Raw genomic sequence first — 26234 nt, 5'->3', positions numbered from 1 at the left:
TACCACCGCGACCCCGAGCCCCACCCCCGGGGACTTCCGGGGGCCCCCGCCGCACCCCGCCCCCCAAAGGGGCGCGGGAAACTGCGCGAGCAACCCCACGCGACCCGCACCGAACCAACCACCGCACACCCCGGTGCGGCCCCCATGGAATCCGCCGCGCACCCCTCGTGTTTCACGGGTAGACGGCCCTCACTGTGGCCTGAAGGCGATCCTGGGGCCCGGGATCGCTACCATGGGTGCTCCGGAGCCTGACCGGGGGACCCGGATCGCGCACGAGGAGCCCTCTTGCCAGACGAGGCCCAGCACCTGACCGCCGCCAAGCCCGAGTCCGCCTCGGGCCCCGCGGCCAAGCCCGCGCAGCACACGACGAAGGCGAACCCCGCGACGTCCGCGCAGGGCTCGGTCGAGCACGCCCAGTCCGCGCCCGCGGACAAGGCCGCCGGCCCGTCGCGCCCCAAGCCGGCCACACCCGAGAGGCCCGCGCCCGCGCCCACTCCGGCGCCCCCGGCCCGCCCCACGGCCACGGGCCAGCCCGCCCGCACCGGCTCCTCCAACCGCGTACGCGCCCGGCTCGCCCGCCTCGGTGTACAGCGCTCCAACCCGTACAACCCGGTCCTGGAGCCGCTGCTGCGGATCGTGCGCAGCAACGACCCGAAGATCGAGACATCGACGCTCCGCCAGATCGAGAAGGCCTACCAGGTCGCCGAGCGCTGGCACCGGGGCCAGAAGCGCAAGAGCGGCGACCCGTACATCACGCACCCCCTCGCGGTGACCACCATCCTCGCCGAGCTGGGCATGGATCCGGCCACCCTGATGGCGGGCCTGCTGCACGACACGGTCGAGGACACCGAGTACGGCCTCGACCAGCTCCGCCGCGACTTCGGCGACTCCGTCGCCCTCCTCGTCGACGGCGTCACCAAGCTCGACAAGGTCAAGTTCGGCGAGGCCGCCCAGGCCGAGACCGTGCGCAAGATGGTCGTCGCCATGGCCAAGGACCCCCGCGTCCTGGTCATCAAGCTCGCCGACCGCCTGCACAACATGCGCACCATGCGCTACCTCAAGCGCGAGAAGCAGGAGAAGAAGGCGCGCGAGACCCTGGAGATCTACGCGCCGCTCGCCCACCGCCTGGGCATGAACACCATCAAGTGGGAGCTGGAGGACCTCGCCTTCGCGATCCTCTACCCCAAGATGTACGACGAGATCGTCCGGCTGGTGGCCGAGAGGGCACCGAAGCGTGACGAGTACCTGGCCATAGTGACCGACGAGGTCCAGCAGGACCTGCGGGCCGCCCGTATCAAGGCGACCGTCACCGGCCGACCCAAGCACTACTACAGCGTCTACCAGAAGATGATTGTCCGCGGCCGTGACTTCGCGGAGATCTACGACCTGGTCGGCATCCGCGTCCTGGTGGACACCGTCCGCGACTGCTACGCGGCCCTGGGCACGGTCCACGCCCGCTGGAACCCGGTTCCGGGGCGGTTCAAGGACTACATCGCGATGCCCAAGTTCAACATGTACCAGTCGCTGCACACGACGGTCATCGGACCCAACGGCAAGCCCGTCGAACTCCAGATCCGCACGTTCGACATGCACCGCCGCGCCGAGTACGGCATCGCCGCGCACTGGAAGTACAAGCAGGAGGCCGTCGCCGGCGCCTCGAAGGTCCGTACGGACGCGCCGAGGAGCACCGGCAAGGACGACCACCTCAACGACATGGCCTGGTTGCGGCAGCTGCTGGACTGGCAGAAGGAGACCGAGGACCCCGGCGAGTTCCTGGAGTCCCTGCGCTTCGACCTGTCCCGCAACGAGGTCTTCGTCTTCACCCCGAAGGGCGACGTCATAGCGCTGCCGGCCAGCGCGACCCCCGTCGACTTCGCGTACGCGGTCCACACCGAGGTCGGCCACCGCACCATAGGCGCCCGGGTCAACGGCCGCCTGGTCCCCCTCGAATCCACCCTCGACAACGGCGACCTGGTGGAGGTCTTCACCTCCAAGGCGGCCGGTGCGGGCCCCTCCCGCGACTGGCTCGGCTTCGTGAAGTCGCCGCGCGCCCGCAACAAGATCCGCGCCTGGTTCTCCAAGGAGCGGCGCGACGAGGCGATCGAGCAGGGCAAGGACGCCATCGTCCGCGCCATGCGCAAGCAGAACCTGCCGATCCAGCGGATCCTCACCGGCGACTCGCTGGTCACCCTCGCGCACGAGATGCGCTATCCGGACATCTCCGCGCTGTACGCCGCCATAGGCGAGAGCCATGTCTCCGCGCAGAGCGTGGTGCAGAAGCTCGTCCAGGCCCTCGGCGGTGAGGAGGCCGCCACCGAGGAGATCGACGAGGCCGTACCGCCCACCCGCAGCCGCAAGCGGCGCGGCAGCAACGACCCCGGTGTCGTGGTCAAGGGCGTCGACGACGTCTGGGTCAAGCTGGCCCGCTGCTGTACGCCCGTCCCCGGCGACCCCATCATCGGCTTCGTCACCCGGGGCAGTGGCGTATCGGTTCACCGCAGCGACTGCGTCAACGTCGAGTCGCTCTCCCGTGAACCCGAGCGCATCCTCGACGTCGAGTGGGCCCCGACCCAGTCCTCGGTCTTCCTCGTCGCCATACAGGTCGAGGCCCTGGACCGCAGCCGACTGCTGTCGGACGTCACCCGTGTCCTGTCCGACCAGCACGTCAACATCCTGTCAGCCGCCGTCCAGACCTCCCGCGACCGCGTCGCCACCTCCCGCTTCACCTTCGAAATGGGCGACCCCAAGCATCTGGGCCACGTCCTGAAGGCGGTCCGGGGCGTGGAGGGCGTCTACGACGTGTACCGCGTGACGTCGGCGCGGAGGCCGTAGCGGCCGTCGAAGACCGACAGCGGGCTGAAGCGAACAAGTGAGGGGCTCCCGTACGAACCGTACGGGAGCCCCTCACCCATGAGCCGTCGGCGTCAGCCGCCGAACTCCTGCAGACCCTTCAGCGCCTGGTCCAGCAGCGCCTGGCGGCCGTCGAGCTCGCGCTGGAGCTTGTCGGCCTTGGCGTTGTTGCCCTGGGCGCGAGCGGCCTCGATCTGGCCCTTCAGCTTGTCGACGGCGGCCTGGAGCTGCCCCGTGAGACCGGCCGCGCGGGCGCGGGCCTCCGGGTTGGTACGGCGCCACTCGGCCTCCTCGGCCTCCTGGATGGCGCGCTCCACCGCGTGCATCCGGCCCTCGACCCTCGGGCGGGCGTCCCGCGGCACATGGCCGATGGCCTCCCAGCGCTCGTTGATCGAGCGGAACGCGGCACGGGCGGCCTTCAGGTCCGTGACCGGCAGGATCTTCTCCGCCTCCCCGGCCAGCTCCTCCTTGAGCTTGAGGTTCTCCGACTGCTCCGCGTCACGCTCGGCGAACACCGAGCTGCGGGCGGCGAAGAAGACGTCCTGGGCGCCGCGGAAACGGTTCCACAGATCGTCCTCGTGCTCGCGCTGGGCGCGGCCCGCCGCCTTCCAGTCCGCCATCAGCTCGCGGTAGCGCGCCGCCGTGGGACCCCAGTCGGTCGAGTTCGACAGCGCCTCGGCCTCCGCGACCAGCTTCTCCTTGGTCTTGCGGGCGTCCTCGCGCTGCGCGTCCAGCTGTGCGAAGTGGGCCTTGCGGCGCTTGGAGAACGCCGAGCGGGCGTGCGAGAAGCGGTGCCAGAGCTCGTCGTCGGACTTGCGGTCCAGCCGCGGCAGACCCTTCCAGGTGTCCACCAGCGCGCGCAGCCGCTCACCGGCGGCCCGCCACTGATCGGACTGGGCCAGCTCCTCCGCCTCCGTGACCAGCGCCTCCTTGGCGTGCCGGGCCTCGTCGGACTGCTTGGCCCGCTGCTGCTTGCGCTCCTCGCGGCGCGCCTCGACGGTCTCGACGAGCTTGTCCAGCCGCACCTTGAGGGCGTCCAGATCACCGACGGCGTGGTGCGCGTCGACCTGCTCGCGAATGTGGTCGATCGCGGCCTGCGCGTCCTTCGCCGACAGGTCGGTGGTCTTCACGCGCTTCTCGAGGAGGCCGATCTCGACAACCAGGCCTTCGTACTTGCGCTCGAAGTAGGCCAGCGCCTCCTCAGGGGAGCCGGCCTGCCAGGAACCGACGACCTGCTCGCCGTCGGCCGTACGCACGTACACGGTCCCCGTCTCGTCGACGCGGCCCCACGGGTCGCTGCTCACAGCGCCTCCTCCACATGATGCCTGCGGGGGGCCTGAAGCTCCCCCGGGCATCGTCCACAGTTTCGTCACGGCCAACATAGGCGACCGGCGGGTTGCCTGTCCGCATCCCGCGCGACCGAAATTTCACTGTTGGCGGTCAGGACTTCTTGACAGTCGCCTTGTTGATCACCACGGTCGCGTTGGGCGTCCCATCACCCATCCCCGTGTTCTCACCCGCGTCGGCGATCTTCTTCAGGACCTTCATGCCGTCCTCGGAGATCGTGCCGAACGGCGTGTAGTTGGCCGGAAGCGGGCTGTCCTGGAAGACCAGGAAGAACTGGCTGCCGCCGCTGTTCTTGCCCTCGCCGGTCTGCGCGTTGAACTGGTTCGCCATCGCGACCGTGCCCGCCGGGTACACATCGCCCTTCAGACGCGAGTCCTTGAGGTTCTCGTCCGGGATCGTGTAGCCGGGACCGCCCATGCCGGTGCCCTGCGGGTCACCGCACTGCAGCACGTAGATGCCCTGCGTGGTGAGCCGGTGGCACTTGGTGTGGTCCAAGTACCCCTTGTTCACCAGGAAGTTGAACGAGTTGACGGTGTGCGGGGCCTTCGCCGCGTCCATCGTTATGGGGATGGAACCGCAGGTCGTCTGCAGATCCATCGTGTACTTCGCGGTCTTGTCGATGGTGATCGCGGGCTCCTTCTTGAAGGTGAGCTCCTTCACCTTGCCCGCGGCCGCCTTCTCGCAGGGGTCCGGCGCCTTGCTGGGCGAGGCGCTCGGGGTCACCTCCGCGCTCGCGTTGTCCTTCTTGTCGTCGCCCTTGAGGACGTCGGTCGTGTAGAGCGCCACACTGCCCACCAGGATCACGCCGAGCACCGAAGCGATCACGGCGTTGCGGACCTGTGCCTTGCGCCGCGCGGACGTGCGCCGCTGCTGCTGCCGCAAGAACTTCTCCCGGGCGAGCTGACGCCGCCGCTGCTCCTGGCTGACCACCGGGTTCTCTCCTCAAGCGTCTGTACGTCGACGGGTACGTCGCACGTCTCGTGAGTCGACTGTTTGCGTGTGACCCGTACCGTATATGGGTTCGCTGAGGAAACGGCAGCGCCGGTAGGCTCTGATCCACAGCAACCCACCCTCGTACGACACAAGAAGGACGATCGTGCTCATTGCCGGGTTCCCCGCCGGGGCCTGGGGGACCAACTGTTATCTGGTCGCCCCCGCCGCCGGTGAGGAGTGCGTGATCATCGACCCGGGCCACCAGGCCACCCAGGGAGTCGAGGAGACGCTGAAGAAGCATCGGCTCAAGCCCGTCGCCGTCGTCCTCACCCACGGCCACCTCGACCACGTGGCCTCGGTCGTCCCGGTGTGCGGCGCGCACGACGTACCGGCGTGGATCCACCCCGACGACCGGTACATGATGAGCGACCCGGAGAAGGTGCTCGGCCGGTCCATCGGCATGCCGCTCATGGGCGAGCTGACCATCGGGGAGCCCGACGACGTCAAGGAGCTGACCGACGGCGCGAAGCTGGAGCTGGCCGGTCTGGAGCTGTCCGTCGCGCACGCGCCCGGCCATACCAAGGGGTCGGTGACCTTCCGGATGCCCGAGACCACGGAGATCCCCTCCGTGTTCTTCTCCGGGGATCTGCTCTTCGCCGGCTCCATCGGACGCACCGACCTGCCCGGCGGTGACATGGCCGAGATGCTCGACTCGCTGGCCCGCGTGTGCCTGCCGCTCGACGACTCGACCGTGGTGCTGTCCGGCCACGGCCCCCAGACGACCATCGGCCAGGAGCGCGCCACCAACCCGTATCTGCGGCAGGTGGCGGCCGGCGGCCAGGGAGAGGGTCCGACGACCCCTCCCCGACGAGGAATGTGACGAGAGACCTTCCGTGAGCACCTTTCAGGCCCCCAAGGGCACGTACGACCTGCTGCCCCCGGACAGCGCCAAGTACCTCGCCGTCCGCGAGGCCATCGCCGCGCCGCTGCGCAACTCCGGTTACGGCTACATCGAGACCCCCGGCTTCGAGAGCGTCGAACTGTTCGCACGCGGTGTCGGTGAGTCCACCGACATCGTGACCAAGGAGATGTACGCCTTCGAGACCAAGGGCGGTACCAAGCTCGCCCTGCGTCCCGAAGGCACCGCCTCCGTGCTGCGCGCCGCCCTGGAGGCCAACCTGCACAAGGTCGGCAACCTCCCGGTCAAGCTCTGGTACTCCGGCTCGTACTACCGCTACGAGCGACCCCAGAAGGGCCGCTACCGCCACTTCTCCCAGGTGGGCGCCGAGGCCATCGGTGCCGAGGACCCGGCCCTGGACGCCGAGTTGATCATCCTGGCGGACCAGGCGTACCGCTCGCTTGGCCTCAGGAACTTCCGCATCCTCCTCAACAGCCTGGGCGACAAGGAGTGCCGTCCCGTCTACCGGGCCGCCCTCCAGGAGTTCCTGCGCGGCCTGGACCTGGACGAGGACACGCTCCGCCGTGCGGAGATCAACCCGCTGCGCGTCCTCGACGACAAGCGCGAGTCGGTCCAGAAGCAGCTCGGGGACGCCCCGCTGCTGCGCGACTACCTCTGCGACGCCTGCAAGGCGTACCACGAGGAGGTGCGCGAGCTGATCACCGCCGCGGGCGTCGCCTTCGAGGACGACCCCAAGCTGGTGCGCGGCCTGGACTACTACACCCGTACGACCTTCGAGTTCGTCCACGACGGTCTGGGCTCGCAGTCCGCGGTGGGCGGCGGCGGCCGCTACGACGGCCTCTCCGAGATGATCGGCGGCCCCGCGCTGCCCTCGGTCGGCTGGGCCCTCGGCGTCGACCGCACGGTCCTCGCCCTGGAGGCGGAGGGCGTCGAGCTCGAACTCCCCGCCGCCACCAGCGTCTTCGCCGTCCCGCTCGGCGAGGAGGCCCGCCGCCTCCTCTTCGCCAAGGTCACCGAACTGCGCAAGGTGGGCATCGCGGCCGACTTCTCGTACGGCGGGAAGGGGCTGAAGGGCGCGATGAAGAACGCCAACCGCAGCGGCGCGCGGTACGCGATCGTCGCCGGTGAGCGCGACCTCGCCGAAGGCATCGTCCAGCTGAAGGACATGGAGTCCGGCGAGCAGGTCGCCATCGGCGTGAACGAGATCGTCGCCGAGCTGGAGGCCCGGCTGGGCTGAGTTCGAACCGTTGTCGCCCTCGTCGCCCTTTACGGGTGGCGGGGGCGACTTTTACGTCCAGTGAACGGTGCGCGCGCGAGGGTGTACGGCACAATGACCGTGCCCAGCGGCCCCTTCGAAGCTATGGAATCGACGGAATCGACGTGATGAGCAAGACGACAGTCAGGGACGTCTCGACCACCGACCGGGAACACACCGAGGCCCCGCGCACGGTGGGCGGAAGCCGGGCCTTCGCGATCCTGCTGCTGATCACGGGTACGGCCGGGCTGCTCGCGTCCTGGGTCATCACGCTCGACAAGTTCAAGCTGCTCGAAGACCCGAACTTCACGCCGGGGTGCAGTCTCAACCCGGTGGTCTCCTGCGGCAACATCATGAAGAGCGACCAGGCCTCCGTCTTCGGGTTCCCCAACCCGATGCTCGGCCTCGTCGCGTACGGCATCGTCATCTGTGTCGGCATGAGTCTGTTGGCCGGGGCCACCTACCCCCGCTGGTACTGGCTCACCTTCAACGCCGGCACCGTCTTCGGCGTCGGTTTCGTGACCTGGCTCCAGTACCAGTCGCTCTACAACATCAACTCGCTCTGCCTGTGGTGCTGTCTCGCCTGGGTCGCCACCATCCTTATGTTCTGGTACGTCACGTCCTCCAACATCCGGAGCGGCCTCCTTCCCGCGCCCGGCTGGCTGAAGGGCTTCTTCGGCGAGTTCACCTGGGTCCTGCCCGTGATGCACATCGGCATCATCGGCATGCTGATCCTGACCCGCTGGTGGGATTTCTGGACCAGCTGACGGCCCGACCGGACTGTCAGTGGCGTGACATAGGGTTTTCGGTGTGGAGCCCGATCTGTTCACCGCCGCCGCAGAAGAACGCCAGGAGAAGGACCCGGCCGCCAGCCCCCTGGCCGTACGGATGCGCCCGCGCACCCTCGACGAGGTCGTGGGCCAGCAGCACCTGCTGAAGCCCGGATCGCCCCTGCGCAGACTGGTCGGCGAGTCCGGCGGCGGCCCGGCCGGCCCCTCCTCGGTGATCCTTTGGGGACCACCCGGCACGGGCAAGACGACCCTGGCGTACGTCGTCTCCAAGGCCACCAACAAGCGCTTCGTGGAGCTCTCCGCGATCACCGCCGGTGTCAAGGAGGTCCGCGCGGTCATCGAGGGCGCCCGCCGCGCCACCGGCGGCTTCGGCAAGGAGACCGTCCTCTTCCTCGACGAGATCCACCGCTTCAGCAAAGCCCAGCAGGACTCCCTGCTCCCGGCCGTCGAGAACCGCTGGGTCACCCTGATCGCCGCGACCACCGAGAACCCGTACTTCTCGGTGATCTCCCCCCTCCTGTCCCGCTCCCTCCTGCTCACCCTCGAACCGCTCACCGACGACGACCTGCGCGGCCTCCTCAAGCGCGCCCTCACCGACGAGCGCGGTCTCAAGGGCGCCGTCACCCTCCCCGAGGACACCGAAACCCACCTCCTGCGGATCGCGGGCGGCGACGCCCGCCGCGCCCTGACCGCTTTGGAAGCAGCGGCCGGCGCGGCCCTCGACAAGGGGGAGCAGGAGATCGGGCTCCAGACGCTGGAGGAGACCGTCGACCGCGCCGCCGTGAAGTACGACCGCGACGGCGACCAGCACTACGACGTGGCCAGCGCCCTCATCAAGTCCATCCGGGGATCGGATGTGGACGCCGCGCTGCACTACCTGGCGCGGATGATCGAAGCCGGTGAGGACCCACGCTTCATCGCCCGCCGTCTGATGATCTCCGCCAGCGAGGACATCGGCCTCGCCGATCCGAACGCGCTGCCGATGGCCGTCGCCGCTGCCCAGGCCGTCGCCATGATCGGCTTCCCCGAGGCCGCCCTCACCCTCAGCCACGCCACCATCGCCCTCGCCCTGGCCCCGAAGTCGAACGCCGCGACGATGGCCATCGGCGCCGCCATGGAGGACGTGCGCAAGGGCCTGGCCGGTCCCGTGCCGCCCCATCTGCGGGACGGGCACTACAAGGGCGCGGCCAAGCTCGGTCACGCCCAGGGGTATGTGTACCCGCACGACCTGCCCGAGGGGATCGCCGCCCAGCAGTACGCGCCGGACGCGATCAACGGACGCGAGTACTACACGCCGACCAGGCACGGAGCCGAGGCCCGGTACGCCGACGCGGTGGAGTGGACCAGGAAACACCTCGGTCGGAAGCAGTCCTGAAGCCCCTGTAGACTCCTCTGTAGTGCTGCGTCCCGTGTCCGGCTCCGGTCGGCGCCTCAGGCGGGACATCCAGCCGGATCTTTTGATCCAGGAGCGTCGCGCACCGTCGTAGGTGTCGCGGGCAGCCCACCACCACTCGGATTCCCGGGACCGGTCGGTGGGCCGTTCGTGTGCTGCACGTATGTGCCCAGACCAGGGGAGCGGCTGCCCGGCAAGTCCTCGTGGACCTGACGGGAATCCCCCGGCTGCGGATGCGACCTCCCGTAACCCTGAGGCAGCCGATTGAAGGAAAAGGAAAAGAAGTGGCGAACCAGTCCCGCCCCAAGGTCAAGAAGTCGCGTGCCCTCGGCATCGCGCTGACCCCGAAGGCCGTCAAGTACTTCGAGGCCCGCCCCTACCCGCCGGGTGAGCACGGCCGTGGTCGCAAGCAGAACTCGGACTACAAGGTCCGTCTGCTCGAGAAGCAGCGTCTGCGCGCGCAGTACGACGTGTCCGAGCGCCAGCTCGTCCGCGCCTACGAGCGTGCCTCCAAGGTCCAGGGCAAGACCGGTGAGGCCCTGATCATCGAGCTCGAGCGCCGTCTCGACGCGCTGGTCCTGCGTTCGGGCATCGCCCGCACGATCTACCAGGCCCGCCAGATGGTCGTCCACGGCCACATCGAGGTCAACGGCCACAAGGTCGACAAGCCGTCCTTCCGCGTCAAGCCGGACGACGTCGTCATGGTCCGTGAGCGCAGCCGTCAGAAGCCGCTGTTCGAGGTCGCCCGCGAGGGTGGCTTCGCCGCCGACGGTGAGACCCCGCGCTACCTGCAGGTGAACCTCAAGGCCCTGGCCTTCCGCCTGGACCGCGACCCGAACCGCAAGGAAATCCCGGTCATCTGCGACGAGCAGCTGGTCGTCGAGTACTACGCCCGTTGATCCTCTTTCGACGTACGTAGTACACACGCACCGAGCGTCAGCCCGTCGTCTCCCCGCCCTTTTCCGGCGGGCGGGGCGGCGGGCTCTCGCCTTACTGCGGTACGCGTTAATGCGGTTCTGAGCGATCGCCCCGGCGCGATAGGCTCGGGACACGACTTTCGACGTTCAGGCATGTTCCAGGGAGCGGGTGCACACAGTGTCCGGTGGAGAGGTGGCCGGGATCCTGGTGGCCGTCTTCTGGGCGATCCTGGTCTCCTTCCTCGCCGTCGCGCTGGCGAGGCTGGCCCAGACGCTCAAGGCGACCACCAAACTCGTCGCGGACGTGACCGACCAGGCCGTCCCCCTCCTCGCCGACGCGTCCACCGCGGTCCGCTCCGCGCAGACCCAGATCGAGCGGGTCGACGCCATCGCGTCCGACGTCCAGGAGGTCACGTCGAACGCCTCGGCGCTCTCCACCACCGTCGCGTCCACCTTCGGCGGCCCCCTCCTCAAGGTCGCCGCCTTCGGCTACGGCGTACGCCGGGCCATGGGCGGCCGCCGGGAGGGTGAGCCCGCCAAGGAGCAGCGCCGTACCGTGATCGTGGGACGCACCGTCGCCGGCACCCGCCGGAGCCGGCGCGACACCCGTGGAAAGAAGGACTGACCGAGCGATGTTCCGCCGTACGTTCTGGTTCACCACAGGTGTCGCCGCCGGAGTGTGGGCCACCACCAAGGTCAACCGCAAGCTCAAGCAGCTCACCCCCGAGCACCTCGCCACCCAGGCGGCGAACAAGGCGATCGAGGCGGGCCACAAACTCAAGGACCGGGCGGTCGGGTTCGCGCTCGACGTCCGCGACAACATGGCCCAGCGCGAGGCCGAACTGGGCGAGGCACTCGGCATCGAGACCAACCCCGACGAGTACCCGGAGCTTCCGGCCCCGAGGCGCGTCGTCGCCATCGAGAACAGCAACACCCCGAAGTACAGCAGGAATTCGAGGTACGTCGACAGCTCGTCGTACCCGTACAACCGGAATGAGGACCACTGATGGAGTCGGCCGAGATTCGTCGCCGCTGGTTGAGCTTCTTCGAGGAGCGCGGTCACACCGTTGTCCCTTCGGCGTCGCTCATCGCGGACGACCCGACTCTGCTCCTGGTCAACGCGGGCATGGTCCCCTTCAAGCCGTACTTCCTCGGTGAGGTCAAGCCGTCCTTCGCCCGCGCCACCAGCGTGCAGAAGTGCGTCCGTACGCCGGACATCGAAGAGGTCGGCAAGACCACCCGGCACGGCACCTTCTTCCAGATGTGCGGCAACTTCTCCTTCGGCGACTACTTCAAGGAAGGCGCCATCAAGCACGCCTGGGAGCTGCTCACCAGCCCCCAGGACAAGGGTGGTTACGGCCTGGAGCCGGAGAAGCTCTGGATCACCGTCTACAAGGACGACGACGAGGCCGAGCGCATCTGGCACGAGCAGATCGGCGTGCCCAAGGAGCGCATCCAGCGCCTCGGCATGAAGGACAACTACTGGTCCATGGGCGTCCCCGGCCCGTGCGGCCCGTGCTCCGAGATCAACTACGACCGCGGCCCGGAGTTCGGCGTCGAGGGCGGCCCCGCCGTCAACGACGAGCGGTACGTGGAGATCTGGAACCTGGTCTTCATGCAGTACGAGCGCGGCGAGGGCACCTCGAAGGAGGACTTCGAGATCCTCGGCGAGCTGCCCAGCAAGAACATCGACACGGGCCTCGGCCTGGAGCGCCTCGCCATGATTCTGCAGGGCGTGCAGAACATGTACGAGATCGACACCTCCATGGCCGTCATCAACAGGGCCACCGAGCTCACCGGTGTCTCCTACGGCGACGCCAAGGACTCCGACGTCTCCCTGCGCGTGGTCACCGACCACATCCGCACCGCCGTGATGCTCATCGGCGACGGCGTCACCCCCGGCAACGAGGGCCGTGGCTACGTCCTGCGCCGCATCATGCGCCGCGCCATCCGCAACATGCGCCTCCTCGGCGCCACCGGCCCGGTCGTCCAGGACCTCATCGACGTCGTCATCGGCATGATGGGCCAGCAGTATCCCGAGCTGCTCACCGACCGCGAGCGCATCGAGAAGGTGGCCCTCGCCGAGGAGAACGCCTTCCTCAAGACGCTGAAGGCCGGCACGAACATCCTCGACACGGCCATCACCGACGCCAAGGCCGCCGGTGGCAAGCAGCTGCCCGGCGACAAGGCGTTCCTGCTCCACGACACCTGGGGCTTCCCGATCGACCTCACCCTGGAGATGGCCGCCGAGCAGGGCCTCTCCGTGGACGAGGACGGTTTCCGCCGCCTGATGCAGGAGCAGCGGGACAAGGCCAAGGCCGACGCCCGTTCCAAGAAGACCGGCCATGCCGACCTCGGCGCCTACCGCGAGATCGCCGACGCCGCCGGCGAGACCGAGTTCATCGGCTACTCCGACACCGAGGGCGAGTCCACGGTCGTCGGCATCCTCGTCGACGGGCTCTCCTCGCCCGCCGCCACCGAGGGCGACGAGGTCGAGATCGTCCTCGACCGCACCCCGTTCTACGCCGAGGGCGGCGGCCAGATCGGCGACACCGGCCGGATCAAGGTCGACTCCGGTGCCGTCATCGAGATCCGCGACTGCCAGAAGCCGGTCCCGGGCGTCTACGTCCACAAGGGTGTCGTCCAGGTCGGCGAGGTCACCGTCGGCGCCAAGGCCCACGCCTCCATCGACGGCCGCCGCCGCACCGCCATCGCCCGCGCCCACTCGGCCACGCACCTGACCCACCAGGCCCTGCGCGACGCCCTCGGCCCGACGGCCGCCCAGGCCGGTTCCGAGAACCAGCCCGGCCGCTTCCGCTTCGACTTCGGCTCCCCGTCCGCCGTCCCGACGGCCGTGATGACCGACGTCGAGCAGAAGATCAACGAGGTGCTCGCCCGCGAACTGGACGTCCGCGCCGAGGTCATGGGCATCGACGAGGCCAAGAAGCAGGGCGCCATCGCCGAGTTCGGCGAGAAGTACGGCGACCGCGTCCGCGTCGTCACCATCGGCGACTTCTCCAAGGAGCTGTGCGGCGGTACGCACGTCCACAACACCGCGCAGCTCGGCCTGGTGAAGCTGCTCGGCGAGTCGTCCATCGGCTCCGGTGTCCGCCGTATCGAGGCCCTGGTCGGTGTCGACGCCTACAACTTCCTCGCCCGTGAGCACACGGTCGTCGCCCAGCTCCAGGAACTGATCAAGGGCCGTCCGGAAGAGCTCCCGGAGAAGGTCTCGGCCATGCTCGGCAAGCTGAAGGACGCCGAGAAGGAGATCGAGAAGTTCCGCGCCGAGAAGGTTCTGCAGGCCGCCGCCGGTCTCGCCGAGTCCGCCAAGGACGTCTCCGGCGTTGCTCTGGTGACCGGTCAGGTCCCGGACGGCACCACCGCCGACGACCTCCGCAAGCTGGTCCTCGACGTGCGTGGACGCATCCAGGGCGGCCGGGCCGCCGTGGTCGCCCTCTTCACCGCGGTGAACGGCAAGCCGCTGACGGTCATCGCCACCAACGAGGCCGCCCGCGAGCGCGGCCTCAAGGCCGGCGACCTGGTCCGTACGGCCGCCAAGACCCTCGGCGGTGGCGGCGGCGGCAAGCCCGACGTCGCCCAGGGCGGTGGCCAGAACCCGGCCGCCATCGGCGAGGCCGTGGACGCGGTCGAGCGCCTGGTCGCCGAGACGGCCAAGTGAGCACAGCGGATCACACGAGCGAGGCCGACGGCCCGGCCATGCGCCGCGGCCGTCGGCTCGCGATCGACGTCGGGGACGCCCGCATCGGAGTCGCCTCCTGCGACCCCGACGGGATCCTCGCCACCCCGGTCGAGACGGTTCCCGGACGTGATGTCCCGGCTGCTCAGCGGCGGTTGGGTCAACTCGTCGAGGAGTACGAACCGATCGAGGTCGTCGTCGGCCTCCCTCGTTCCCTCAAAGGGGGCGAGGGCCCGGCGGCGGCCAAGGTCCGTGGCTTCGCCCAGCAACTGGCGCGCATGATCGCGCCGGTTCCGGTCAGACTCGTCGACGAGAGGATGACCACAGTGACGGCGAGTCAAGGCCTGCGCGCTTCGGGGGTGAAGTCGAAAAAGGGCAGGTCGGTCATTGACCAGGCAGCAGCCGTGATCATCCTGCAACAGGCGCTGGAATCCGAAAGGGTGTCAGGTAAAGCTCCTGGCGAAGGCGTCGAACTGGCCGACTGATCGCGATACGGTAACGTTCCGCGCGATGCGGTGGCCTTCGAACAGCCTCCGCACAAAAAGAGGCGGGGACGAAAGCCGAGCCACAAGCCCCGCGTGACCGCCGCCTCGCGGCTCTAGGGGATCGATGACTGAGTATGGCCGGGGCCCAGGCTCCGAACCGTGGCATCCGGACGACCCGTTGTACGGGGACGGCGGATGGGACGGGCAGCAGGCCCAGGCGGGCAGGCAGTCCCCTTACGGCGGCCAGCCGCAGCAGCACTACCCGGAGCAGCAGTACCAGCAGCAGTACGGCAACGGAAACAGCAACGGCAACGGCGGCTGGGGCAACGGCCATCAGGACGCCTACGCCCAGCAGCAGTACCAGCAGGAGTACGGGGACGCCGGGCAGCAGTACCCCGGCCAGAACCAGCACCAGCATCAGAATCAGAACCAGCAGCAGTACGGTCAGGTCGACGGCGGCTGGAACAACGGAACGCACCAGCAGGCGCAGGGCGCTTACGTCGCCGATCCGGCCGACCCCTACGGGGGGCAGCAGCAGGCGATGGCCTACGGCGGTGGTCAGCCCGACTTCTACGGCACGCCCGACGCCTATCCACCGCCGGAGCCGCCGTCGCGCCGTGGCGCGGAACCCGCATCCGCCCCCACACCCGAACCCGAGCCCGAGCCCGAGAAGCAGCCGGCCGCCGAACGGACCGACTGGGACCCCGGACCGGACCAGGGTGAGCACGCGTTCTTCGCGGGCGGCGGGGACGACGACGATGACGACGATGACGACGAGGCCGAGGGACGCGGTGGCCGCGGCGACCGGAAGGGCCGCGGCGGCAAGTCCGGGAAATCGGGCAAGGGCGGCAAGAAGCGCCGCAGCGGTTGCGCCTGCCTGGTGGTCGTCATGGTCTTCGGCGGCGGTTTCGCCGGGGTCAGCTATTTTGGCTACCAGTTCTATCAGAGCCGTTTCGGGGAGACTCCCGACTATTCGGGATCCGGCACGAACGAGACCGTTACGATCACGGTCGCCAAGGGCGAATTCGGGTCGGTGATCGGGCAGAAGTTGAAGGCGGCCGGAGTCGTCAAGAGCGTTGACGCCTTCACGGCCGCACTGGCGCAGAATCCGGACAAGAACCAGATTCAGGCGGGCGTTTATCTCCTCAAGAAGGAGATGTCCGCTGAAAGCGCTATCGCGCTGATGCTCGACCCGAAGAGCCAGAACAACTTCACCGTCCGCGAAGGGGAGCGGAACAACGCGGTCTACACCTTGATCGACAAAGAGTTGGGGCTCACGAAAGGCACGACCGAGGACGTCGCCGAGAAGAAGTGGGAGTCACTCGGCCTTCCGGAGTGGGCGAACGACAACCCCGACATCAAGGATCCGCTGGAGGGATTCCTCTATCCGTCGACCTATCCGATCGCCAAGGGCATGAAGCCCGAGGCCGTCCTGAAGGAAATGGTCGACCTCGCCAAGGCGAAGTACGAGGAACTCGACCTGGAAGACAAGGCTGATGATCTGAAGCTGGACAATCCGCTTCAGGTGCTCACCGTGGCGAGCCTCGTTCAGGCCGAGGGATACAGCAAGAAGGACTTCGAAAAGGTCGCCAGGGTCGTCTACAACCGGCTCGATGCGAACAACACCGAGACGTATGGTCTGCTCGACTTCGACTCGACGGTGAATTATCTGCGCGGTGAGTCCAAGCTGGCCACGGGTTCGGTCGACTCCCTACGACAGATCGACGACCCGTACAACACGTACAAGATCAAGGGCCTGCCCCCCGGTCCGATCGACAACCCGGGTGAGGTGGCCATCAAGGCGGCTCTCAAGCCGGCCAAGGGCGACTGGTACTACTTCGTCTCCATCAGCAAGGATGAGACGCTGTTCGCCGTGACCAACGAAGAGCACAACAAGAACCGCAGGAAGTACCAGGAAGCACAGAACGGACAATGAGCCGCACCGCCACCAAGAACCGGGCCGCCGTGCTCGGTTCCCCGATCGCCCACTCGCTCTCCCCGGTGCTGCACCGGGCCGCGTACGCCGAACTCGGGCTCAGCGACTGGACGTACGACAGTTTCGAGGTCGACGAGGAGGCGCTGCCCGGGTTCGTCGAGCAGCTCGGGCCGGAGTGGGCGGGCCTCTCGCTGACGATGCCGCTCAAGCGGGCGGTCATTCCGCTGCTGGACGAGATCAGCGAGACGGCGACCTCCGTCGAGGCGGTCAACACCCTGGTGTTCACCGAGGACGGGCGGCGGGTCGGCGACAACACCGACATCCCCGGGATGGTGGCCGCCCTGCGGGAGCGGGGGATCGAGCAGGTGGAGTCGGCGGCCATTCTCGGCGCGGGAGCCACGGCCTCCTCCGCGCTGGCCGCGCTCGCCCGGATCTGCACCGGCGAGGTCGTGGCGTACGTACGCAGCGAGGCCCGGGCCGCCGAGATGCGGCAGTGGGGCGAGCGGCTGGACGTCGAGGTGCGTACCGAGGACTGGGAGCGGGCCGAACGCGGGCTGAGCGCACCGCTCGTCATCGCCACGACGCCGGCCGGGGCGACCGACGCGCTCTCCGGCGCGGTGCCGGAGCGGCCGACGACGTTGTTCGATGTGCTGTACCACCCGTGGCCGACGGAGTTGGCGGCGCGGTGGTCGGCGTACGGCGGTGCCGTGGTCAGTGGCCTTGACCTGTTGGTGCACCAGGCGGTTCTGCAGGTCGAGCAGATGACCGGGTGCAAGACAGCTCCCGTCGGTGCGATGAGGCAGGCGGGGGAGCGGGCGCTGGCCGAGCGGGGGTAGTGCCGTGTGTGGTGATGCTGGTTACCCCTTGTACCAAGGGGTAACCAGCGGCAATCATCACCGGGCGGCCCGGCGACGCAGGCGGGGCGTCGAACGGAGCTTCCATGTCACGTCACTCCCGGCGCAGGTTTCTCACCTATCTGGTGGCCGCGCCCACCCTCGCCGTCGCGACCAAGATAGGTCTGGACGTCTATGAGCCCGGCACGGCGGACGCGGCGATTCCCACGCTGCCGGCGCCGGCGGACCTGGTGGACCTGGGCGATCTGCTGATCCTGGCCGGGGCGCCGACGGCGAACATGCTGGTGCTGACGGTCGACGAGGAGGGCATCGCCCACTTCCGGCTGCCGAGGGAAGAGGTCGGGCAGGGGCTCACCACGGCGGTGGCGATGCTGGTGGCGGAGGAGTTGGACACTCCGCTCGACCGGATTCGCGTCCAACTGGACGACGCGCGGCCCGAGTTGCTGTTCAACCAGCTCACCGGCAGCTCCAACTCCATCCGCTCGCTCTACGACCCGGTGCGTCACACGGCGGCCGCCGCACGCGCCCGTATGGTCCACGCCGCCGCGAAGCGCTGGGGGCTCGGTGCCAGTGACTTGACGGTGCGTCAGGGTGTCGTGATCGCGCCGGACGGACGTACCGCCTCCTACGGCTCGCTGTCGACGGCCGCCGCCTCCCTCGACCTCGGCTCGCTCACCGTCACTCCCAAGAAGGAGTCCGAGCACACCCTCGTCGGCACCCCCACCTCCCGTATCGACGCCCGTGCGCTGGTCACCGGCAAGCAGGCCTACACGCTCGACCTCGACGTGCCCGGGGCCAAGCCGTGCATGGTGCGCCGGCCGCCGACGATCAACGGCACCGTGAGGTCGGTGAACAACGAGGCGGCCGTGCGGGCCATGCCGGGTGTGCTCGACGTCGTGACCATCGACACGGGTGTCGCCGTGGTCGCCGAAACGTTCGGGCAGGCTCTCGACGGCAAGGAGGCCCTGGACGTCACCTGGGGCCCGGGGAGCGTCGACGCCCTGTCGGACGACGGCATCAAGGCCAGACTGAAGGCGGCCACGTCGTCGCCGGACGTGCTCGGGCCGCTGGTGAAGAAGGTGGAGGCGGAGTTCGACTTCGCGTTCGCCAGCCATGCGCCGTTGGAGACCAACTCGGCCGTGGCGGACGTGCGGGCGGACCGGGCCGAGGTCTGGTCGGGGCTGAAGTCGCCGATCGTCGCGCAGGCCGCCATCGCGAAGGCCGTCGGACTGCCCGTGTCCAAGGTCGACGTACATGTGGTGCAGTCGGGCGGGTCCTTCGGACGGCGGCTCTTCCACGACGCCGCTCTGGAGGCCGCCGTCGTGTCGAAGAAGAGTGGACGTCCCGTACGGCTGATGTGGTCGCGGATCGACGACATGCGGCACGGACGGATGCGGCCGGCCACACATCACCGGGTCCGGGCCACGTACGCGGCGGGCCAGGTGCTGACCTTCCAGCACCGGGTGGCGGCAGTGGAGACCGACTTCCGGCACGGCCTCGGCGACGCGATCACCGCCGCCGCGGCGAGCCTGCCCTCCGGCATCGGCAACGCGACCTTCGCGCAGACCCTGTTCCTGACCACGGTGAAGTCCCCGTACAACTTCGGCATCACGACGCAGACGCTCACCGAGGTGCCGATCAGGATGCACACCGGGTCGTGGCGGTCGGTGTACTCGGCCAACACGCGGGGCGCCGAGGAGATGGTCGTCGACGAACTGGCGGCCAAGCTCGGCAAGGACCCCGTCGCCTTCCGGCGGGAGTTCCTGAAGACCGCGCGGCAGCGGGCCGTGCTCGACAAGGTCGCGCAGGAGGGGGACTGGGGGCGGAGTCTCCCGGACGGTTGGGCGCAGGGCGTCGGCTTCCACGACGAGTACAAGGCCTGCACGGCCTGTCTGGTCGAGATCGACGCCACCGATCCGAAGAAGCCCCGGGTGACCAAGGCGGTCATCGCGGCCGACGTCGGCCGGGTGATCAACCCGCGCGGACTGGAGGCCCAACTGCTCGGCGGGCTCACCGACGCCATCTCCACCACCCTGCGGGCCGGGCTCCACATCGACGAGGGGCTGCCACTGGAGGGCAGCTACTCGCAGTTCCACTACGCCCGCCAGAAGGACTCCCCGAAGGACGTCAGCCTCTTCGTCATCGAGGGAGCGCACGAACCCGGCGGCGCGGGCGAGCTCGGCGTCCCGGCCGCCGTGGGCGCCGTCGCCAACGCCTACGCGCGGGCCACCGGCACCAAGCCCCGCAGCTTCCCCGTCAACTTCGACGTGGACTTCACGCCCTTCCCCCGCTGACCCACGCCAGGCTCCAGGAGCACATCCATGCCCTCCCACACCTTCACCGTCAACGGCGAGACCGTCACCGTCGAGGCCCCCGACGATCTGCCCCTGCTGTGGGCCCTGCGTGATCTGCTCGGCGTCCGAGGCCCCAAGTACGGCTGCGGCATCGACGTCTGCAAGGCCTGCACCAGCCACCTCGACGGCGAGGCCGTCCGGCCCTGTGTGGTGCCGGTCGCCGAGGCGGCGGGCCGTGAGGTCACCACCATCGAGGGGCTGGCCGACGGCGACGAATTGCACCCCGTCCAGGAGGCGTGGCTGGAACAGGACGTCGCCCAGTGCGGCTACTGCCAGCCCGGTCAGATCATGGCCGCCGTCGCTCTGCTCAAGCGCACGAAGAACCCCACCGACGCCGACATCGACGAGATCGCGAACGTCTGCCGCTGCGGCACGTACTTCCGCATCCGCGAGGCGATCAAGAGCGCGGCGGCCAAGATGGCGTGACTCGCGGCGATCTCCCGCACGGCCCGTCCGTCTGCTGGACCTGTGACCGGGCCGAGCCCCGGACGTGGGAGGATCGGAGGTGGCGGGCCGGGGCCGCGCACCCGGTAGCCGTCGCCGTACGCGAGGACGCGTGTACACGAAGGCAGTACGCAGGGGCGCGAGCACTGAGGAGCACCGTTGAGCAGGTTGCGCTGGCTGACCGCGGGGGAGTCCCATGGTCCCGCACTTGTGGCGACGCTGGAGGGCCTTCCCGCCGGCGTGCCGATCACCACGGAGATGGTGGCGGACCATCTGGCCCGTCGGCGCCTGGGGTACGGCCGCGGTGCGCGGATGAAGTTCGAGCGCGACGAGGTCACGTTCCTCGGCGGGGTGCGGCACGGTCTGACCATGGGTTCGCCGGTGGCGATCATGGTGGGGAACACCGAGTGGCCGAAGTGGGAGCAGGTCATGGCGGCCGACCCGGTCGACCCGGAGATCCTCGCCGGCCTCGCCCGCAACGCCCCGCTGACCCGCCCCCGCCCCGGTCACGCGGACCTGGCCGGCATGCAGAAGTACGGGTTCGACGAGGCTCGTCCGGTGCTGGAGCGGGCTTCGGCGCGGGAGACCGCGGCCCGTGTGGCCCTGGGCGCGGTGGCCCGGTCGTACCTGAAGGAGACGACCGGCATCGAGATCGTCTCGCATGTGGTGGAGCTGGCCGCCGCTAAGGCACCTCGGGGTGTCCACCCGACCCCCGCCGATGTCGAGAAGCTGGACGCCGACCCGGTGCGCTGCCTGGACGCCGACGCGTCGAAGGCGATGGTCGCCGAGATCGACCAGGCCCACAAGGACGGCGACACACTCGGCGGAGTCGTCGAGATCCTGGCGTACGGGGTGCCGGTGGGCCTCGGCTCCCACGTGCACTGGGACCGCAAGCTGGACGCCCGCCTGGCCGGTGCGCTCATGGGCATCCAGGCCATCAAGGGCGTCGAGATCGGTGACGGTTTCGAGCTGGCGCGGGTGCCGGGCTCCAAGGCGCACGACGAGATCGTGAACACCCCCGAGGGCATCCGGCGGGTCTCCGGCCGCTCCGGCGGCACCGAGGGCGGCCTCACGACGGGTGAGCTGCTGCGGGTACGCGCCGCGATGAAGCCGATCGCGACCGTGCCCCGCGCGCTGCAGACCGTGGACATCACCACCGGCGAGGCCACGCAGGCCCACCACCAGCGATCGGACGTCTCCGCGGTGCCGGCCGCCGGTATCGTCGCCGAGGCGATGGTGGCCCTCGTCCTGGCGGACGCGGTGGCGGAGAAGTTCGGCGGCGACAGCGTCACCGAGACGGCCCGCAACGTCCGCTCCTACCTCGACAACCTCGCGATCCGGTGAGCCCGGTGCCTCTGGTCGTCCTCGTCGGCCCCATGGGTGTCGGCAAGTCCACCGTCGGACGGATGCTCGCCGAGCGCCTCGGTGTCGGCTACCGGGACACCGACGACGACATCGTGGCCGAGCAGGGCCGCGAGATCGCGGAGATCTTCGTCGACGAGGGCGAGCCCGCCTTCCGCGCCGTCGAGAAGCAGGCCGTGCGTGCCGCGCTCGCCGGGCACGACGGCGTCCTCGCCCTCGGCGGCGGCGCCATCCTCGACGCCGACACACGCGCACTGCTCGCCGGGCAGCGGGTCGTCTACCTCTCGATGGACGTCGAGGAGGCCGTCAAGCGCACCGGCCTCAACGCCGCCCGCCCGCTGCTCGCCGTCAACCCGCGCAAGCAGTGGCGGGAGCTGATGGAGGCCCGGCGGAACCTGTACGAGGAGGTCGCCACGGCCGTCGTGCCCACCGACGGCCGCACTCCCGAGGAAGTCACCCAAGCGGCCCTGGACGCACTGGAGTTGAAGGAAGCATGAGCGAGACAGTGACCCGGATCCAGGTCGGCGGCACGGCGGGTACCGAGCCGTACGAGGTCCTGGTGGGGCGTCAACTCCTGGGCGAGCTGGGCGGGTTGATCGGCAACCGGGCCAAGCGGGTCGCGGTGGTCCATCCCGAGGCGCTGGACGACACCGGTGAGGCCCTGCGGGCGGATCTGGCGGAGCAGGGCTTCGAGGCGGTCGCCATCCAGGTGCCGAACGCGGAGGAGGCCAAGACGGCCGAGGTCGCCGCGTACTGCTGGAAGGCGCTGGGGCAGTCCGGGTTCACCCGCACCGACGTCATCGTCGGCGTGGGCGGCGGCGCCACCACGGACCTCGCGGGGTTCGTGGCGGCGACCTGGCTGCGGGGGGTGCGCTGGATCGCCATCCCCACCACCGTCCTGGCCATGGTGGACGCGGCGGTGGGCGGCAAGACCGGCATCAACACGGCCGAGGGCAAGAACCTGGTCGGTTCCTTCCATCCGCCGGCCGGGGTGCTGTGCGACCTGGCCGCGCTGGACTCGCTGCCGGTCAACGACTACGTGTCCGGGCTGGCCGAGATCATCAAGGCCGGGTTCATCGCGGACCCGGTGATCCTGGACCTGATCGAGGCCGACCCCCAGGCCGCCCGCACCCCTGCCGGGCCGCACACCTCGGAGCTGATCGAGCGGTCGATCCGGGTCAAGGCCGAGGTCGTCTCCGGGGACCTGAAGGAGTCCGGGCGCCGCGAGATCCTCAACTACGGCCACACCCTGGCCCACGCGATCGAGAAGAACGAGCGCTACCAGTGGCGCCACGGCGCGGCGGTCTCCGTCGGCATGCACTTCGCGGCCGAACTGGGGCGCCTCGCGGGCCGGTTGGACGACGCGACCGCCGACCGCCACCGCACGGTCCTCGAATCCGTCGGCCTGCCGCTGCACTACCGCTACGACCAGTGGCCCAAGCTGCTCGAGACGATGAAGGTCGACAAGAAGTCCCGGGGCGATCTGCTGCGCTTCATCGTGCTGGACGGTCTGGCCAAGCCCACGGTCCTGGAGGGCCCCGACCCGGCCGTCCTCCTCGCCGCCTACGGCGAAGTGGGCCAGTAACACCCACTCGGGCGGCTCTTGTCCGATTCGCCTTGTGGTCATGGCCACTTGGGCACTTCGGGCTGCCCCCGGCCGTTCACCAAACGGTGGCCGGGGACGGTACCGTTCGGTAGGGGCGGGGTCGAAAGGCCCCGCCCGCCAGTGTCGATGTGACTGTACGAGACGGAGTGGCACCGGATGCAGCACGCAGTGGGAGCTCCGCTGCCGCCGCCCCATCGGCCGGGGCAGGACCCGGCGACCCCGTGGTCGCCGACCGTGAACCACCAGGGTCACCCCGCCCCCGCTCACCCGGGACCGCCGGGCGCGAACCCTCCGGGCCACGTGGGTCCGAGCCAGCCCGTCCCCCCGGGCACACATCCGGGCCCGGTGCCGCCGCCCCCGCCCGCTCCCGCGGCCCCGCCCGCACCGGCCGTGCCGCCGGCCTCGGCCCCTCCGCCCGCCCCCGCCCCTCCCGCGTCGGTGCCGCCCGCCCCGGGCTTCGCCGGCGGCCCCGGGCACCCGCACACCTCGGCCCCGCAGCAGACCGCAGTTCCGAGGGACACGACCGGACACGTGCAACTGCCGCCGGGCGGCCCGGTCACCATGCCGAGCCCGCCGCCCGCCACCGGCTCGCCCGACGTCACGACCACCACGCTCGCGGTCCTGCTCATCGGGCCCGCCGGGGCCGGCAAGACCAGCGTCGCCAAGTACTGGGCGGACCACCGCCGGGTGCCCACCGCGCACATCAGCCTGGACGACGTACGCGAATGGGTGCGCTCCGGGTTCGCCGACCCCCAGTCCGGCTGGAACGACAACTCCGAGGCGCAGTATCGTCTCGCCCGCCGCACCTGCGGCTTCTCCGCCCGGAACTTCCTGGCCAACGGCATCTCCTGCATCCTCGACGACGCCGTCTTCCCCGACCGCCCCGTCGTCGGCCTCGGCGGCTGGAAGCGGCACGTCGGCCCCGGCCTGCTCCCCGTGGTCCTCCTGCCGGGCCTGGAGATCGTCCTCGAGCGGAACGCCGAGCGCTCGGGCAACCGCCGCCTCACCGACGAAGAGGTGGCCCGCATCCACGGCCGCATGGCTGGCTGGTACGGCTCCGGCCTCCCGATCATCGACAACTCCCAGCTGGACGTCCCGGCGACGGCGAGGGTCCTGGACGAGGTCCTGGCAAGGTCGATCGCGAGCCCGCCGAAGTGGTAGCCGCGGGGAAGCGGACGGCCCCGGTGAACACGCTGGACTGAGCCGGCCCAAGAGGGGCGCGGGGAACTGCGCGACAAGCCCCCACCGGCTCACAGACGGCGCACAACTGCTCGTCGCACCCCGTCCCGCGTCAGGGCGCACCCCCACTCGGCCTCACTGAACCGGCGGCTCACCTGCGGAGCTCATACGCTCGACTCATGTCAGAGGTCTACGCGGCCCGCCGAGCCCGGCTGAGAGAACGCTGCCAAGCCGGCGGCAGCGCCACCGCACTCGTGACCCGCCCGGCCAACGTCCGGTATCTCGCGGGCGCGGCACCCCGCGACGCCGTCCTGCTGCTCGGGCGGAGCGAGGACGTACTCGTCTGTGGCTCGCCCCCGAGCGGTCAGGTCGGTGAGGGCCGCCCCGACGAGGCCGTCCGTGTCCAGGTGCTGCCGAGACCCGGCGGCGACCCGGCGGTCGCGGCCGCCGACCTGGCCACGGCCCTCGGCGCCGAGTCCCTCGCCGTGGAGGAACACCACCTCACCGTGGCCCGGCACAGGGCGATCCGCTCGGTCGCACCCCGGCTGCGGCTCGCCGACGTCGGCTGCGCGGTCGAGCAGTTGCGCGTGGTCAAGGACGAGGAGGAGATCTCCTGCCTGCGGATCGGCGCGGAGATCGCCGACCAGGCACTCGGCGAGCTGCTCGAATCCATCCTCGTCGGCCGCACCGAGCGTCACCTCGCCCTGGAGCTGGAGCGTCGCCTTGTCGACCACGGCGCCGACGGCCCCGCCTTCAGCACCTCCGTCGCCACCGGCCCGAACTCCGGCCGCCCCGGTCACCTCCCCACCGAGCGCCGGGTCGAGGAGGGCGACTTCCTTTCCGTGTGCCTCGGCGCGACGTACCGCGGCTACCGCTGTGAGATCGGCCGTACCTTCGTGATCGGGACCTCGCCCGCCGACTGGCAGATCGAGCTGTACGACGTGGTCTTCGCAGCCCAGCGGGCCGGTCGGGAGGCCCTGGTGCCCGGTACGGCGTACCGCACCGTGGACCGCGCGGCCCGCCAGGTTCTGGACTCCGCGGGGCACGGTGACGGCCTCCCGGTACTGATGGGGCACGGGGTCGGGCTCGAAATCGACGAGGACCCGCAGTTGGCCCCCGCGGCCATGGGTAAACTGGACGCTTGTGTGCCGGTCACCGTCGAACCGGGGGTCCACCTCCCGGGCCGGGGCGGTGTCCGGATCGATGACACGCTCGTCGTACGCCCCGAGGCGGACGGCGGACCCGAGCTACTCACCATCACGACCAAGGAGCTGCTCGCGCTCTAGCTCATCGGCTGGGCGTGTGGCCCGGGGTCGTCCACGTCAGTCCAGGAGATTCCGCAACCGTGGCTTCCACGAACGACCTCAAGAACGGCCTGGTGCTCAAGCTCGAAGGCGGCCAGCTCTGGTCCGTCGTCGAGTTCCAGCACGTCAAGCCCGGCAAGGGCCCGGCCTTCGTGCGCACCAAGCTCAAGAACGTGCTCTCCGGCAAGGTCGTCGACAAGACGTTCAACGCCGGCGTCAAGGTCGAGACGGCCACTGTCGACAAGCGCGACATGCAGTTCTCCTACATGGACGGCGAGTACTTCGTCTTCATGGACATGGAGACCTACGACCAGCTGATGGTCGACCGCAAGGCCGTCGGCGACGCCGCCAACTTCCTGATCGAGGGCTTCACCGCCACCGTCGCGCAGCACGAGGGCGAGGTGCTCTTCGTCGAGCTGCCGGCCGCCGTCGAGCTCGTCATCCAGGAGACCGAGCCGGGCGTCCAGGGCGACCGCTCCACCGGTGGCACCAAGCCGGCGACGCTGGAGACCGGTCACCAGATCCAGGTGCCGCTCTTCATCACCACCGGCGAGAAGATCAAGGTCGACACCCGCACGAGTGACTACCTCGGCCGGGTGAACAGCTAA

General features: G+C 69.6%; 22 protein-coding genes. 20 read left to right on the top strand and 2 right to left on the bottom strand.

Going from position 1 to position 26234, the window contains the following annotated elements; translation table 11 throughout:
* Window positions 1-285: 285 nt before the first annotated feature.
* The gene (locus ACWD26_RS32940) at window positions 286-2832 is read left to right on the top strand and encodes a RelA/SpoT family protein (protein WP_451275612.1); all 2547 of its coding nucleotides are present in this window, start codon (window positions 286-288) and stop codon (window positions 2830-2832) included.
* Between the two features lie 92 nt (window positions 2833-2924).
* Here the strand turns inward: ACWD26_RS32940 and ACWD26_RS32935 are convergent, their stop codons facing one another.
* Window positions 2925-4154, bottom strand: a complete 1230-nt coding sequence (locus ACWD26_RS32935; RefSeq protein ID WP_451275611.1) for a DUF349 domain-containing protein — start codon at window positions 4152-4154, stop codon at window positions 2925-2927.
* Window positions 4155-4290: 136 nt separating this feature from the next.
* Window positions 4291-5127, bottom strand: a complete 837-nt coding sequence (locus ACWD26_RS32930) for a peptidylprolyl isomerase (protein WP_451275610.1) — start codon at window positions 5125-5127, stop codon at window positions 4291-4293.
* A gap of 166 nt (window positions 5128-5293) precedes the next feature.
* Here ACWD26_RS32930 and ACWD26_RS32925 point away from each other — a divergent pair, with 166 nt between their 5' ends.
* The 19 genes from ACWD26_RS32925 (at window position 5294) to efp (ending at window position 26234) form a co-directional block, all read left to right on the top strand.
* Window positions 5294-6010, top strand: a complete 717-nt coding sequence (locus ACWD26_RS32925) for an MBL fold metallo-hydrolase (protein ID WP_451275609.1) — start codon at window positions 5294-5296, stop codon at window positions 6008-6010.
* A gap of 13 nt (window positions 6011-6023) precedes the next feature.
* Complete coding sequence (hisS, locus tag ACWD26_RS32920; RefSeq protein WP_451275608.1) at window positions 6024-7286, top strand: histidine--tRNA ligase; 1263 nt, start codon at window positions 6024-6026, stop codon at window positions 7284-7286.
* 146 nt (window positions 7287-7432) lie between these two features.
* On the top strand, window positions 7433-8071 hold the full coding sequence (locus ACWD26_RS32915; RefSeq protein ID WP_451275607.1) for a vitamin K epoxide reductase family protein: 639 nt from the start codon (window positions 7433-7435) through the stop codon (window positions 8069-8071).
* A 43-nt stretch (window positions 8072-8114) separates the two neighbouring features.
* Entirely contained in the window at window positions 8115-9470 is a 1356-nt protein-coding gene (locus ACWD26_RS32910) for a replication-associated recombination protein A (RefSeq protein ID WP_451275606.1), read from the top strand.
* A 302-nt stretch (window positions 9471-9772) separates the two neighbouring features.
* Window positions 9773-10387 (top strand): 30S ribosomal protein S4, encoded by a 615-nt coding sequence (gene rpsD / locus ACWD26_RS32905; RefSeq protein WP_033532580.1) that lies wholly within the window; start codon window positions 9773-9775, stop codon window positions 10385-10387.
* A gap of 196 nt (window positions 10388-10583) precedes the next feature.
* The gene (locus ACWD26_RS32900) at window positions 10584-11030 is read left to right on the top strand and encodes a DUF948 domain-containing protein (protein WP_451275620.1); all 447 of its coding nucleotides are present in this window, start codon (window positions 10584-10586) and stop codon (window positions 11028-11030) included.
* A gap of 7 nt (window positions 11031-11037) precedes the next feature.
* On the top strand, window positions 11038-11412 hold the full coding sequence (locus tag ACWD26_RS32895) for a hypothetical protein (protein WP_451275605.1): 375 nt from the start codon (window positions 11038-11040) through the stop codon (window positions 11410-11412).
* Entirely contained in the window at window positions 11412-14084 is a 2673-nt protein-coding gene (gene alaS, locus ACWD26_RS32890) for an alanine--tRNA ligase (protein WP_451275604.1), read from the top strand. The genes ACWD26_RS32895 and alaS overlap by 1 nt, the downstream gene beginning before the upstream one ends.
* A gap of 38 nt (window positions 14085-14122) precedes the next feature.
* Window positions 14123-14587, top strand: coding sequence for a Holliday junction resolvase RuvX (gene ruvX / locus ACWD26_RS32885; protein ID WP_451275619.1), 465 nt, complete (start codon window positions 14123-14125; stop codon window positions 14585-14587).
* A 124-nt stretch (window positions 14588-14711) separates the two neighbouring features.
* Complete coding sequence (gene mltG / locus ACWD26_RS32880) at window positions 14712-16523, top strand: endolytic transglycosylase MltG (RefSeq protein ID WP_451275603.1); 1812 nt, start codon at window positions 14712-14714, stop codon at window positions 16521-16523.
* Window positions 16520-17359: a shikimate dehydrogenase gene (locus tag ACWD26_RS32875; RefSeq protein ID WP_451275602.1), complete on the top strand. Its 840-nt coding sequence runs from the start codon at window positions 16520-16522 to the stop codon at window positions 17357-17359. The genes mltG and ACWD26_RS32875 overlap by 4 nt, the downstream gene beginning before the upstream one ends.
* A 104-nt stretch (window positions 17360-17463) precedes the next feature.
* Window positions 17464-19671: a molybdopterin cofactor-binding domain-containing protein gene (locus ACWD26_RS32870; RefSeq protein WP_451275601.1), complete on the top strand. Its 2208-nt coding sequence runs from the start codon at window positions 17464-17466 to the stop codon at window positions 19669-19671.
* 27 nt (window positions 19672-19698) lie between these two features.
* The gene (locus ACWD26_RS32865) at window positions 19699-20157 is read left to right on the top strand and encodes a (2Fe-2S)-binding protein (RefSeq protein WP_451275600.1); all 459 of its coding nucleotides are present in this window, start codon (window positions 19699-19701) and stop codon (window positions 20155-20157) included.
* Window positions 20158-20334: 177 nt separating this feature from the next.
* Window positions 20335-21519, top strand: a complete 1185-nt coding sequence (gene aroC / locus ACWD26_RS32860) for a chorismate synthase (RefSeq protein ID WP_451275599.1) — start codon at window positions 20335-20337, stop codon at window positions 21517-21519.
* A 32-nt stretch (window positions 21520-21551) separates the two neighbouring features.
* Entirely contained in the window at window positions 21552-22034 is a 483-nt protein-coding gene (locus tag ACWD26_RS32855; RefSeq protein WP_451275618.1) for a shikimate kinase, read from the top strand.
* Window positions 22031-23122: a 3-dehydroquinate synthase gene (gene aroB / locus ACWD26_RS32850; RefSeq protein WP_451275598.1), complete on the top strand. Its 1092-nt coding sequence runs from the start codon at window positions 22031-22033 to the stop codon at window positions 23120-23122. The genes ACWD26_RS32855 and aroB overlap by 4 nt, the downstream gene beginning before the upstream one ends.
* A gap of 177 nt (window positions 23123-23299) precedes the next feature.
* On the top strand, window positions 23300-24304 hold the full coding sequence (locus ACWD26_RS32845) for an AAA family ATPase (RefSeq protein WP_451275597.1): 1005 nt from the start codon (window positions 23300-23302) through the stop codon (window positions 24302-24304).
* 197 nt (window positions 24305-24501) lie between these two features.
* On the top strand, window positions 24502-25608 hold the full coding sequence (locus ACWD26_RS32840; protein WP_451275596.1) for a M24 family metallopeptidase: 1107 nt from the start codon (window positions 24502-24504) through the stop codon (window positions 25606-25608).
* A 59-nt stretch (window positions 25609-25667) separates the two neighbouring features.
* Window positions 25668-26234: an elongation factor P gene (gene efp, locus ACWD26_RS32835; protein ID WP_033532566.1), complete on the top strand. Its 567-nt coding sequence runs from the start codon at window positions 25668-25670 to the stop codon at window positions 26232-26234.

It is taken from the genome of Streptomyces sp. NPDC002787, from assembly GCF_053592095.1.
The sequence above is the reverse complement of the archived record's forward strand: the minus strand, read 5'-3'. Positions and strand labels throughout refer to the sequence as shown.